The 13,103-nt window shown below is 56.3% G+C and carries 9 protein-coding genes, 1 tRNA gene and 1 pseudogene; 8 read left to right on the plus strand and 3 right to left on the minus strand.

What is annotated here, in order from left to right:
* The first annotated feature begins 110 nt into the window (after positions 1-110).
* The 4 genes and pseudogenes from VGO04_RS23215 to VGO04_RS23235 all read left to right on the plus strand — a co-directional run bounded on the left by VGO04_RS23215 (position 111) and on the right by VGO04_RS23235 (position 3,208).
* Positions 111-765 (plus strand): annotated as a pseudogene (locus VGO04_RS23215) (hypothetical protein).
* Complete coding sequence (locus VGO04_RS23225) at positions 762-2,813, plus strand: phage terminase large subunit family protein (protein ID WP_327498325.1); 2,052 nt, start codon at positions 762-764, stop codon at positions 2,811-2,813. Before VGO04_RS23215 ends, VGO04_RS23225 begins: the two are co-directional and overlap by 4 nt.
* A gap of 3 nt (positions 2,814-2,816) precedes the next feature.
* Complete coding sequence (gene gpW, locus VGO04_RS23230; RefSeq protein WP_327498326.1) at positions 2,817-3,050, plus strand: gpW family head-tail joining protein; 234 nt, start codon at positions 2,817-2,819, stop codon at positions 3,048-3,050.
* The gene (locus VGO04_RS23235; protein WP_327498327.1) at positions 3,047-3,208 is read left to right on the plus strand and encodes a hypothetical protein; all 162 of its coding nucleotides are present in this window, start codon (positions 3,047-3,049) and stop codon (positions 3,206-3,208) included. The genes gpW and VGO04_RS23235 overlap by 4 nt, the downstream gene beginning before the upstream one ends.
* Positions 3,209-3,322: 114 nt before the next feature.
* Here the strand turns inward: VGO04_RS23235 and VGO04_RS23240 are convergent, their stop codons facing one another.
* The 3 genes from VGO04_RS23240 to VGO04_RS23250 all read right to left on the minus strand — a co-directional run bounded on the left by VGO04_RS23240 (position 3,323) and on the right by VGO04_RS23250 (position 8,693).
* On the minus strand, positions 3,323-3,763 hold the full coding sequence (locus tag VGO04_RS23240) for a hypothetical protein (RefSeq protein ID WP_327498328.1): 441 nt from the start codon (positions 3,761-3,763) through the stop codon (positions 3,323-3,325).
* On the minus strand, positions 3,760-6,225 hold the full coding sequence (locus VGO04_RS23245; RefSeq protein WP_327498329.1) for a hypothetical protein: 2,466 nt from the start codon (positions 6,223-6,225) through the stop codon (positions 3,760-3,762). Before VGO04_RS23245 ends, VGO04_RS23240 begins: the two co-directional genes overlap by 4 nt.
* 653 nt (positions 6,226-6,878) lie before the next feature.
* Positions 6,879-8,693 (minus strand): AAA family ATPase, encoded by a 1,815-nt coding sequence (locus VGO04_RS23250; protein ID WP_327498330.1) that lies wholly within the window; start codon positions 8,691-8,693, stop codon positions 6,879-6,881.
* A gap of 472 nt (positions 8,694-9,165) precedes the next feature.
* Between VGO04_RS23250 and VGO04_RS23255 the strand changes: the two genes are divergently transcribed.
* From VGO04_RS23255 to VGO04_RS23270, 4 genes are all read left to right on the plus strand, one after another.
* Positions 9,166-9,489 (plus strand): hypothetical protein, encoded by a 324-nt coding sequence (locus tag VGO04_RS23255; protein WP_327498331.1) that lies wholly within the window; start codon positions 9,166-9,168, stop codon positions 9,487-9,489.
* A gap of 12 nt (positions 9,490-9,501) precedes the next feature.
* The gene (locus tag VGO04_RS23260; RefSeq protein ID WP_327498332.1) at positions 9,502-11,937 is read left to right on the plus strand and encodes a hypothetical protein; all 2,436 of its coding nucleotides are present in this window, start codon (positions 9,502-9,504) and stop codon (positions 11,935-11,937) included.
* Positions 11,938-12,219: 282 nt separating this feature from the next.
* Positions 12,220-12,296, plus strand: a tRNA-Pro gene (locus tag VGO04_RS23265).
* Positions 12,297-12,609: 313 nt separating this feature from the next.
* Positions 12,610-12,900: a hypothetical protein gene (locus VGO04_RS23270; RefSeq protein WP_327498333.1), complete on the plus strand. Its 291-nt coding sequence runs from the start codon at positions 12,610-12,612 to the stop codon at positions 12,898-12,900.
* Positions 12,901-13,103: the final 203 nt, after the last annotated feature.

Here is a 13,103-nt window from a genome sequence, read left to right on the forward strand (position 1 = left end):
GCGAAGTCCGGCCTACGGGTATTTGGCACCGCGGTGGTTGTTCAGTCTGAGCGATTTTTTGAAGCCTAAAGTCGGAGCCTAAAGAGGCCCGCTAAAGTCGAGCCCTAAAGATGAGCCTTGCTGCTGAAGTCATGACGAAGAGCGCGTTTGCCGCTCATGTCGGCGTCAGCGCCGGGCGCATCTCGCAGTACATCGCCGAGCGGAAAATCCACGGAGAGGCACTCGAAGGCGAGGGCCGGAACGCGAAGATCCGCACGTCGGTTGCCATGGAGCAACTGCAGCGGACGCTCGACCCGAACCAGCGCTTCGGCGCGAACGGGGCCGCGACGCGTTCGGTACCGGCACCAGCCGCTGTCGATCGAGCAGCTGCCGTCGATCGAGCTGATGTCGTCGCCAGACCGCCGGCGCGGGAAAAGCCGCCGGTCGTCCTCGATCCCTTCATCGACGAGGTCGCGGCCGAAAAGCTGAAGCAGCAGAAGATCACGACCGCGCGCATGGAGCGCGAGGAAGCGCTCGAGCTCGGTCGGCACATGCTGACGGACGATGCCCGCCGCGAGATGGTCAAGGGGGTGGCCGAGGCCTTAAAGGTTGGAGCAGGGCATCCCGGAAATGGCGAAGGCGCTCGCGGCGCAGTTCGCGGTCTCGACCCATGACGCAATGCACGTGATGCTGAAGGCGTTCCGGGAGCACCGGGCGAACAAGGCAAAGACGTTCGCAGCCGCAGCGGCCGAGATGGACGAGCACGTCGAGGACGATCAGCCGTGACGGTGGTTTTCAATCCGGAGAAGCTCGCGCTCAGCGTGCTCGCCGAGATCTGTGAGCCGCCCGCTGCCGTCGACTATCTCGCCTGGGCAAAGGAGAACATCGAGTTCTCGGAGCGCATCACGGACCATCCGGGCAAGTACAACGAGGACCTGGTCCCGTTCTTCTCGGAGATCCTGCGGGCACTGTCGCCCGAGGATCCATGCAACATCGTGAGCCTTGCAAAGTCGGCGCAGATCGGTGGCACCATCTGCGCCAACATCTTCACGCTCGGCTCGATCGACATGGCGCCCGGCGATTTCCTCTACGTCCACCCGACCGAGGAGAACGCGTCGCGCTGGTCGAAGACGAAGCTGATGCCGCTGGTGCGAGAGATGCCCGCCGTCGCCAAGCTGTTCTCGCAGAACGGCCGCGATGCCAGCAATTCGGTGCTCTACAAGGAGCGCGTCGACGGTCGTGGCTCCATTCAGGCCGCCGGCGCAAACTCGTCGGCGGGTCTGTCGATGATCTCGCCGCGAAAGCAGGTTCAGGATGACCTTGCCAAGTGGCAGATGAACGATGCCGGTGACCCGGAAGTCCAGGCGGACAGCCGTAGCAAGGCCTTCTTCAACGCCAAGGTCTTCAAGATCTCGACGCCGATGGTCGAGCCTGGATGCAAGATCACGGCGAACTATCGCGAGGGGACGCAGGAGAGCTACCACGTTCCTTGCCCGCACAAGGAGTGCGGCGGGCTGCAGGAGCTGCGCTGGGAAAACATGCGGGATCATCTCGATCCGGAACATCCCGAGAAAGCGCACTTTGTCTGCATCCATTGCGGTGGCGAGATCCATGAGCATCACCGGGAATGGATGGCGCTGCCGAGGAACGGCGCCAAGTGGGTTGCGAAGTACCCCGAGCGGGCGCGTCGCCATCGGTCGTTCCGGATCTGGATGGCCTATTCGCCATTCGAGCGATGGGAGAACCTGGCGCGTGAATGGCTCTCGGTGCAGGCTGGTGGCCCGGAGAAACGCGAGAACGGATCGGGCGCAGAGCAGACGTTTTTCAACGACTGGCTTGGTCTCGCCTACGAGGCGGACAACAAGGCTGTCGACTGGGAAATCCTGCGCGACCGCGCGGCCGTTGCCGAGAACACCTATCGCGGGATCGTCCCCGCCGGCGTTCTGTCGCTGGTCTGGGGCATCGACGTGCAGGGTGATCGCGTCGAATGTCTGCTGGTCGGGTACGGCAGGAACTGCCTTCGCGCAGTCGTCGACCGAGTCGTGATCGACAATAGAGCAGGCAGCCATCTGCCAGGCTATCGCGTCCATTCCGGTCACATCTCGGAACCGGAAGTTCGAGCCGCGCTCGACGCCTTGATCGTGCGGGAGTGGACCGATGAAGCCGGACGAAAACGCGCGGTCGACATGACGGCGATCGACGGCAACGCCTACACCGACGATGTCTGGAGCTGGGTGCGCAAACATCCGCGCTCCAAGGTCATCATGGTGCGCGGCGGCAACAACGAAAACGCGCCGCCGATCGCGCAGGCGCGGGAGTGCGACAACAAGGGCCGGCCGAAGAAGCAGAAGTGGTCGTCGCGGTTTTACACCTTCGCGGCTTCGTCGTTCAAACTGCGGCTCTACCGTGACTTCAAGAAGGACGATCCGCAGCGGGCCGGGTTCATCCGGTTCGCCCGAGGCTTCGAGGATGACCTGTTTCAGCAGGCGACATCCGAGAGCCGCGTCGCCGAGAAGACCCGCAGCGGCCACACCCGCTACGTCTGGACCCTGCCCAAGGGCCAGCGCAACGAGGTGCTCGACATGCTCAACCAGAGCCTTGCCGGAGCCTATCGCCTCGGCATCCCGTACTGGACCGAGGAACAGTGGGACGCGATCGAGGATCGTCTCGGCAAGCTTGAGCCACCGCGTCAGGGAGACCTCGAGGATCACATCAACCAGGTGCCGCCGCAGTTGCCGGTGGCATCGGAACCGACCCCGGAAGCACGTCCGGCTCGCCAGGTGAAGAAAACCCTCACGGCCGCCGAGGCCATGCGCCAACTCAACAACAGGTGACCGATGTTCACGACGCTTACGCCCGAACAGGAGGCGCTCTATCGCGGCCAGTTGGCCGAGGCCGAGGCCGCCCTGCACAAGCTGCTGCTCGGCAAGAGCGCGGTGACGATGAACTATAATGGCGAGAGCGTGACCTACAAGCCCGCCGACGAGGCGCGCCTGCGCAATTACGTCCGCGAGCTGCAGGCCAAACTCGGCCTGATCCGTTCAGCCCGCCGCCCGGGAGTGCGGGTATGAACAAGGGCGTCATCCTCGACCACAACGGCCGACCGATGCAGCGCGCGTCCGTTCGCCAGCGTGGCCTTCCGGTCAGCGACGGGGTGCCGCGCTCGGTTTCCGGTCAGTCGGCATTGGAAATCCCGCTAACGTTTGGAAAGCGCCGGAAATGCTGGTAATTGCGGTAAACTCGCGGCGCACGAAATCCAGCGCCATCGGCAACTTAGGTTATTGAAAAAATGGTGATCCCGGCGCGATTCGAACGCGCGACCCCCAGATTAGGACTTTGAAGGTCAAACTTGCTTCGCACGCGATTGAGAGCCCCCCGTAGTAATTCCTGCGCCGGAGCCAACAAGCGCCGTTTCCCAAAAAAAGCCATTCTGGAATGCCGCCAGATAATGGAGCCATCCTAGCTCGCCATTTCCAAGGCCAGCCAGAATCGAGTAAAACACGACTGGGCTCACCAAGAGCGCGATGAAGGTGTTGGGACGGCCTAGATAATTCCCCAAGGCACGGATGCTGACAATCTTGTCAGATGGAAGCGATCGGAGGGCGACCACGAGCGAACTGACGACGATCCCTGCGCACATTGCTATGCAGAGTGCTATCAGGCTCGCCGTTTGACCGCCGACGTCGCCAAATCCCAGCCCTAGCGCCGATGAATAAACGCCCACTCCGAGGTAGTTAAGCGCAACGAAAGCAAGACAAGCAGCGACAATTCCCACTGTTTTCATTGCTGTTTCCCCCTCTCATCTTCGTACGCTCTCAGCACGTCGGCTCGCTTATCCCATTCAGGCCGATGCGGCATGAATTGAACGAGATTGATGGTCTTCCCATCGATTATGATATCAAACATGGCCCGGCTCGGTATTTGCGGCCAAAGGCGACGCACCAGCATCGAATCTAAGGCCGCGAGAATTTGTCGCCCCTTCGCAGCGGCCTCTTTATCGTCCATTTGTAGCAAGCTGGCAGCAAGGATTCTGTAATGAGATGCAATGACCGCCAGTGGAACCTCGTCGTTTCCCTTGCCGGTTTCCTTGGCCAGCTTGTTTCTTTGAATATTTGCCCTCGCTGCGGCAGTAACGGCCCATTTCGTTTTTCCTGAGGCTAAATACCCTTCTGCAAGATTGTCACGCACGCTCACCAGAAGTGGGTGAGATTCATCTACGCAGTGTTCACCGTACTTCAGCCAAAAGCAATTCTGCATGAGGGTGATCAATTCTGCCTTCGAAAGAGCGTCAAGTGCTTCGGAGTAGCGGCCCTTGCGCAGCAACGTCCATCCTAAAATGTTTAGAAACCGACCTTGGAATTCATCGCTCCATTTGGAACTAAGAGCGGGCAAACCGTCGGGGTTGTCCTCTATTTCCTTATTGAGATACTTAATAATCTTGATGACCAACTCCTCGAGAGAAGGTGTGTCGTAATCGCGTTCAGCGGCTAACGCTATTGCTTCATAGTAAAGAGCCCACACATGATTAGCCTCAATTGTGTGGTCCCTCGCAGCGTATTGCGCTTGGCGAAGCCGTGAACTGGCAACCAATGATCGATAGTTTCCTGCTGACGCCAGGACATAGGACGTATCGAGGACATTCCAATAGAGTTCGTCGAAGTCGCGCGATGACACTTTTCTGTTTTTGTCGAGGCTGAACGATAGATCCATTAAGTAACCATTCAGATCATCTATCTCTGAATCGGACCGCGCGTTAGCTAGATCGAGAATGATGCTTCGCCACTCTTGACTGCCGACGGCGCCCCCTAACATCATGAAGACAACCGAGTTCCCTAGAGCCAAATTGGATATTTCGGATCTATGCTTCACGCGTTGTAAGTTTGCTCTGGCTGCATCGAAGCGGAGAAAAAGTTCCGCTGATTTCGGAGTATCCCACTTTCCGCCTTGCCCTAGAGATACTAGTGATGCTGTGGCGAGTATTTGCGCAAACTCTGAAACCCCGTCGTCTCGATCTTGCACCAATCCTTTAGATGAAATCGCCTCTAGCCTTTCAACCGTCTGCCTAGCTAGCGGAGGGCGAAGCGCCCCGCTAATCAACTCGAACGTTTGCTCGAGGTCGCGACTGATAGCGGGTTTCACGGTTTGCTTGAGTTGACGCAGCAATTCGACTGCACGATGGGAATCCCGCATCGTCCACGCCGAAATTATGGCCCCCATGATTTCGGCCCCCTCGCTATCTTCACCAGGCAAGATGGGGTATTTGAAGAGCGCTTCAGGCGTCTTCTCTTCGCAGAAGGGATTCAACCCCCGTGCTGCAGTTTTCCATTCAATGTTCTTAAACGTTGTGATAATTGATCTGTCATCGGAGTCTAGTTCGGGCGAGAGCGAGTAGTCTCTTTTGTAGACGGCCCAGGCATTAAACAGTCGAGCAGCAAACGGGGGGTGGCCTTGCTGATTGTATTCTATGTATTTCCCCAAAGAATATCCTACATGGTACGTTAACAGGCCAATTGTTTGCATGAAGAACGGGAAAGCGGTTTCGTTTTGGCGCCTTCCTACCGGGCTAAACATGCTGCGCAGGGCGTACTCGTCTGCTTCTATCTCCGCGTGCGAGCCAAGGGCGAGCGGAGTTGACTTCACCGAGGTGAAAGAACTCATGGATTCTAGAGTCCATTGATCACTACGGGGATCTTCCGTATGTCCCAAGACGACATGGCCGATCTCGTGCGCAATAAGCCAACTCAACAGCGCCATTGCTTTAATCTGCATTAGCGAGATTTCGACTTGTGCAATATCGTCCTTTGGATCGCTGGGGACCTTGACATCAGGGTCCTGAAGGTAGCGACCCACCCTCCGAATGAAGTCTTCATCGCAGACGATGGCCCGGGAGTAACTTAGAGCGGTGCAGTTGCAACGCAGCCCGGATGGAATGTTCTTTGCTTTCGCGTTAAGCAAATAAAGGTATATCCCGCGTGGACCGTACGGCACATTGACTTTGAGTGGGTCGTTCCACGGGTCGTACTTAATGGCGGCCCTAGCAGTGACTTTTACGAGCGAGGCGTATTTCCAAGATAGATTTTCAGGTTTGGATATAGTAGTCAAAAGCCTGTCGGTCTGAAAACGACGATAGACCTCCGTCAGCTGACTTCGATACGTCAAAACTGAAGTTGTCGCGCCGACAACTAGTAGAACGAGGGCTATCACAGCGATCGTTCGACCTACGCCTTGGAAGCGCCGAGACACCATGTTGGCCTCACAAAACTGATTGACCCTTCATTGACCCGAAGTCAGTGGAGCCCATTTGACGTTGTCACCCATGGACGCCAAAACCGCCGTCTTTCCTCAAGTTTGCACACTTCATCTCGCTGAGGAGTTTAGGCCTCGCCTACGAAGCACGATACGCCACGAGTTGAGCGCGTACGAGTGAGTTTTGCGAACTATCCGTCGATGGGACCCTGGTCTTGTCCAATACAACACAAGAGGATTTGGACCTCTCGAACTTTAAGATCTGGAAGTGCCCCGGCCCGATATTCTCTGTGCGCACGATAATTTCGGTGCAGACCGATCGTACCGTCCGTCGGTGGAGGTACGCCGTGCAAACAGGGTAATTAAGCGCCTACCGGTTAGATGTCCGCAAATCCTCGCGCCTACCTCCATCGACGCCCTGAGTTTCGCTGCGTCGATATCTAGATGCAAGGCGGCGCCTATCAACGAGTTTTGTCTAAGTGGAGCCACCTTACGCAGAAATTCCATGCGTCCCCCTACGCGGTTCTGCGGTAGAAATTCGCCACGACGAGTTCTTTGCTCGCTCGGAGATTCCAATTTGCGACATGCTAATATAGGGATTTTTAAGATGGGAGGGCTGGGGGGAGATGTATGAACTGCAGCAGCAACGCGCTCTAGCTGCTCGTTGGTTCGGCAGAATCGAGAAAATCGAAAACATGCTCAAAGTTGGCAAATTCGGCAGGTGTGCCGTTTTCGATAATCCAGTTCGCCAAATTACGCTTTTCATCGGCGTTCACCTGCCATGTCTCGGGCTCTGTAGTTTTGACACCACGGACAGTTCTTTCGAAAGCGGGAGTAACGTCGATGAACGCTGAATTGTAGTTCTTTGCGCGTACCATAAGTTCGTCAGGAAATAGGTTTTCGATTCCTTTCGAAATGCGATTGCCCTGAAGAGGAGCGACAATTCTTCTGACCCCTGGCTTTGCCTGATTAGATTTTTGAACGTCGCAATCGTAGAGTAGGGTCACTCTCCTGTTAGTTAGCTGAGCTATGTTCGTGTCAAAGTGCTTCCAAATTTTGTCGAGGCCTCCATAGCCATTTGCATCAAGTAATTTCAGACCCTGTAGGCTCGCCTGCCTTCCCAAGAGCTCTGCGGCCTTATTGAGATAGTCGACATCGATCGATCCCTCGGCAAACAGAATTGGGCTTTGGCTCTCCCCAACCGCAGTCCGGATGTCGTCCTCGTACCGCGCGCTATCTCTAATGTGTCGATATGCGGCATCGAACTCGGAAAAGCGCTCGGCCCCAATTGCTTGCCCAGATGGTAAGTCAATGAGGCTGAAGCCTTCCGCACCTAGCCGCTTCTGCAGGCCAAGAACAAACAGTGGCGAGTGACTGGTCAACACAAACTGAACTTTCGGAAATAGAGAGATTAACTCAGGCAAGATCGAATGTTGAAGCTCAGCGTGGAGATGCAAATCAATCTCGTCTATGACGACAAGTCCGGATACCTCCTCAAGCGAAGAGAATACTGCTTCTGATGTATCGAAGTCCCTGATCAAAGTGAGAAAGATGTTTAGAAGTGCGGTCTGACCCGTTGAAAGGCCGAACAAATTGCCAACCACAATATTAGAATTTGCGCCGATCGAAATCTGGCGAGCTCCTCGAGAGCCAACGTTCCAGATTATCGGATCTTCGATGCGGAGGAGTGTCTGGACAAAGCGCTCAATTGCGGTTCTAAGTTTCGTTGCTGGACCGTTCGTTTGTTGCAGAATTGGAAATGTAACGGTTCCGGACGGGCCGTTGCCCACCGGCACCAACGTCATTTGGCGTTCTATAGCAAAACTATCGTAAATCACGTCGAGCAGCCAACTCTGATTTAGTCGAAGCGGCGCGTAATTGATCACCTGGCGATTGGAAACGTTTTGGGTACGGCTCGGATTTGAGTAGGTCGCGACGTTCCGCAGATTCTCAATATTAAGCCATGCCGGCTCTTCAAATCTGTTCGCCGGAAAATAGAGTAACGAAGATTTCGATATGGAGTTTCGTAGCTCCGCCGCCCTTTCCAAGGTGTCCCCGAAAATCGTCGAACGCTCTGTGGGAGGGATCCTATTCCAATTGCTGTCTATCGGAGTGTACCCAAACTCGCTCTCGAAATCTAAGCGGGCCCGCGATGCCTGAATCTCAGCTTGGAAAATGCCAGTCTCAAAATGGACATACGATCTGTAGAATTGGCTGCCTTTCTTAATGTATTCAGGGCTTCTAAACTTGTAGACCTTCCCTTGTTCAACTTCGTTGTCGCCTGCGTAGGCGTGAGATTTAGCGGACAACATTGCGTTGACTATGTGGGACAGCACCACGCTTTTCCCAGCGCCATTTTGCCCAACGAATACAACGGGTTTGGGGTTACCTGACGCGTGGAATGGAAATGCCAGATCGAGACTCGTTAAAGGTCCGTAGTTTTCTAGCTCTACCCGTGTCAGATACATCCCAGCCACCACTCCAATGAACGCCCGATGGCGTATGCGTCGTCAGAGGCCTATCAGAGCTTGCTGCGTCGGCCTAGTGGGTCGGGCTAGTTGCGAGAAGGGAATTTCGCAGTGCTGATTTCTGGTAGTTACTTCTCTCGCTTGGGCACCATGTTTGGGCCAGCTGCCAAGCCTTAATTGGCCCGGCAGTTTCAAAGTGGTTCGCCAGAAATCGAGAACGTTCATTGAACTGCGTTGGCTAACCGATCCGTTAACCAATTGATTTCGTATAATCGTCGCAGACCCTCCGGTACTGCAAATCAGCGTTATCAGAGTTGGTGTCCGGAGGGTTCTCACACGTGACATTGAGCTTAGTTCGCGGACCTACGCCAAGGGAGGGGATGTTGAGCCCAGACGTGTGCGACACGTCGGCCATGAGCAGTAGTTGTGCTTTGTGTAATTTAGTATCACATTACAAGAGGGGCGAACGGCCATGGCGGATGTTGAGACGCTAAAGATTGTTGGGGAGGTCGCTGGAATTGGTGGCTTGGCGCTCGGTGTTTTCTTGCTGTTATTTCGAGAAATCATCCGGAAGAAGATTTTTCCACGGTTGCCAGCCGATGAAGCCTACAAACTTTTGCTCCTCATAACCATTGCGGTGTGGTCGACTGCGATCGTCGGCGTTGGAGCTTGGGTCTATACAACAACAATTCAGACTGCACTTGCGACCGACATCGAGGCAGAATGCGCCGTAGTAGTGGGCGGCAATGTCAGTTCCTCGACGATAAGTAATTCAAGTAATTGTCCAACAAAATAATGGTGCAGCCAGATGAGCAGGTTGCTTTGGACGTATCTCAGTGCTGGGGTGTGTTCGCTTTTGCTCTCGTTTATCCCCGCAGGAGCTGCCGTCCTCAGCACCAATATCGATGCAAAAAACTGTGCCGTAGCTATTGGTGGGGACTCAACATCAACTACTATTACTAGTATATGTGGGATTTCTCAAGAAATATTGAATGCTATTGTTCAGGAATTCAAAAAAAGCCGGGCGGATCTCCAGAACTTGGCCGACGAGCGCAAGGAAAGGGTGAACGAACTCAAGAAAATACTTTCCCTGAACGACGCTCAAATGCGCTCGGCCTTAGAAATATTGGGTGAAAAGAGTGTTCCTGAGGACCAGCTTGCTGCGCGTTTTGTGGAGATTGCAAGTCGATACAATGTGCAGCTTAAAGCAGTTGCGTCCCCTCAGTTCGGCGACAACCCCAAGATCAGAGCCCTGAAGGAAGAAATTCAACATGCTATCGACCAAGGTGACTTGGCAAAGGCCGACTCTCTGCTCGCGCGTGTGCAAGATGAACAGTTACGCGCTCTTAGTGATGCGGCTGTCAGCGCTGCTGCTACCCTCTCGACAAGGGGGGATATTGCGCTCGCCGGACTGAACTACGACGATGCGGCCGACTTCTTTGCGAAGGCGGCTCAGTTGCTATCAGCCAACAACAAACAAGAAGTCACGCGGATTGCATACCTTTGGAACGAAGTGGCAGCTTTGAATTCACAGGGCCAAGATTTTGGTGACAACGCCGCACTTCGAACGGCCATCGAGCGGATACTGACGCTCCGAGCGCTAACCCCCCGCGAACAAACGCCGATCAAATGGGCGCGTGCACAATATATCCTCGGGATAACGCTCTTTAGACTTGGAGAGCGTGAGAGCGACACCAAACGGCTGGAAGACGCAGTTGTGGCCTTCCGCGCGGCGCTGGAGGAGATGACTCGCGAACGGGCGCCGCTTGACTGGGCAAACATACAGGGTTCTTTGGCCGAAACGTTGGTGGCGATCGGACAACGCGAGAGCAGTACCGCACGGCTGGAAGAGGCCGAGGCGGCGAGCCGTGCGGCGCTAGAAGTGCAAACTCGCGCACTAGTTCCGCTTCAATGGGCGTGGGCGCAAACGATTCTCGGCGGCGCGCTTTATGAACGCGGAGGACGCGAGAGTAGTCCCAAGCGGCTGGAAGAAGCGATAGCGGCTTATCGAGCAGCGTTAGAAGTGCAAACGCGCGAGCGCGCTCCGCTCAACTGGGCAAATACACAGAGTTTCCTTGCCGCCGCGCTATACGTCCTCGGTGCACGCGAAAGGGACCCCAAGCGATTGGAAGAAGCCGTGGAGGGCTTCCGAAAGGCGCTGGAAGAAAGCACTCGCGAACGGGCGCCGATCCAGTGGGCGTGGTCGCAGGCTGGTCTCGGCAATGCGCTCTTTGTGCTAGGAAGGCGGGAAACGGACATTAGGCGGCTGGAAGAAGCGGTGGCTTCGTTCCGGGCGGCACTGGAGGAAATTACCCGCGAGAAGGTGCCGTTGATTTGGGCGAACACACAGGGTTCTCTGGGTCTTGCCCTAATGACGCTCGGAAATCGCGAAAGACGCACTGATCGGCTGGAAGAATCAGTGGCGGCTTACCGCGCGGCTCTAAAGGAGCGAACTCGCGAGCGGGGGCCACTTCAGTGGGCATGGACACAGGCTGCCCTCGGCGAGGCGCTCTCAATGCTCGGAAAGCGCGAAAGCGGCACGGAACGGCTGGATGAAGCGGTGGTGGCCTACCAAGCAGCCCTGGAAGAGCAAACTCGCGAGCGAACGCCAATTGAGTGGGCGTGGACGCAATATGGCCTCGGCAAAGCGCTCTCTATGCTCGGAGACCGCGAACGCGGCACTGAGCGACTGAAACAAGCGGTATCAGCTTACCGTGTGGCGCTGGAAGAAGCAACTCGCGAGAATGCACCGTTGGAATGGGCCGCGATACAGAGTTCTCTGGCGTTTACGCTGTTGACTCTCGGAGAGCGTGAAAGCAGCCCTAAGCGGTTGGAAGAAGCCGTGGAGGCCTATCGTGCGGCGCTGGACGAAACAGCTCGCGAACGCGTACCGCTCGAATGGGCGGAGACACAGAGCATGCTAGCTTTAGCGCTACTGAAGCTCGGGGAGCGGCAAATTGGCACCGAGCGGCTGATACAAGCTGTATCGGCCTACCGTGCGGCGCTGGCGGAACAAACTCGCGAGAGAGCGCCGTTGGCTTGGGCGGCCACACAGAAATCTCTCGGCGATGCGCTCGCAGCCCTCGGGCAGCGTGAACGCGGTACCGAGCGGCTGCAAGAAGCTGTGGCGGCCTACAGACAGGCGTTGCGGGAGCAAACAGCCAATCGGGAGCCACTCTTATGGGCTGAGACTCGTCGGCGTCTAGGTGCCGCGCTCATTGCTTTAGAAAATCGAAGACGATGACCATCATACCGAGCTATTAGGTGGCTTGTTTTGACGCGCTTCAGCGCGCATTTGAAAGGTGCCGTCGAGGTCGTCCTGCGCTTACTCGCGCGTGATGATTATTGCCCTCGGTAGATCCGCAATCGCTTAACCTGGCAGAACGTGAAGAGAACGTCTCGTGGGACTCTTGTGGGACTTTGTTTTCCCGCGCCTGCTTTTCCACGCCGTTTGTTCCTTTTTCACGCCGACTTCGATTTTCCCGCTTGCGCTCTAAGCGCTGGTTATATAGGGGTTTCCTCGGTTCGGAGCGTAGCGCAGCCCGGTAGCGCACTTGACTGGGGGTCAAGGGGTCGTGGGTTCGAATCCCGCCGCTCCGACCATTTTCTCTTTCCTTGCAAAGAGTTGGTGGCTGCCATTGTTCCGTTGCCCCCGATGAGGCGGAACAGACGACGCTCAATACGAGCGTCTCATCGCGGATTGTGCCGAAACCTATCTGGATTTTCCTCCTGTGAGGCGCGGCCACGCGCATCTTCCGCGCGACTGGAATCGCGTGGTTTCGATCATCAAAACTGCAGTATCGCTAAAATGCCAAGTTCCCGTGGAATCCTCACCACGGGCTCGGGCCGATGCCGTCTGTCGCGAGAGTGACGGTCGGTCTGTGGCGGGCGTCAGCCTGCCGAAGGAGGAGACGCAATGAAGACGATTTCGAAGTTTGCTGTCGCATCGCTGCTCGCGGTCACGGTTGCAGCACCGGCATTCCTAGCCTCCGGAAATGCCCATGCCGACGACAGCGCTGTTGTTCTGATACCCGGCCAACCTACGGGTTCCAGCGGCGGCGATACTGGCGCGCCAAGCTCTAACCCCGACACTGGAGCGCGGAGCTCCAACCCGGATACGGGCGCAGCAAACGCCAACGGCGATACCGGCGCGCCGAGTTCTAATCCCGATACAGGCTCAGGCGGTGCCGAAGGATCGACGCCGTAACGAGCCCATAAGCTGAAGCAAAACGAGGTCCTCGAACGCAGGGCCTCTTTTCTTGTCCTGCTCGTCCTCGGCTTTTCCTGCCGCTGTCCACTTGCCAACGCCGGTTCCGACAGGTGCTTGCGGGTTGGCTCGAGGAGAGGGGCTGGCTGACCGCAGCGCCGCGCTTCTCAGCGGCTCAATCCCGTCCCCTTGTGATCAAAAGA

The organism is Ensifer sp. (assembly GCF_035999185.1).
Taxonomy (GTDB): domain Bacteria; phylum Pseudomonadota; class Alphaproteobacteria; order Rhizobiales; family Rhizobiaceae; genus Ensifer.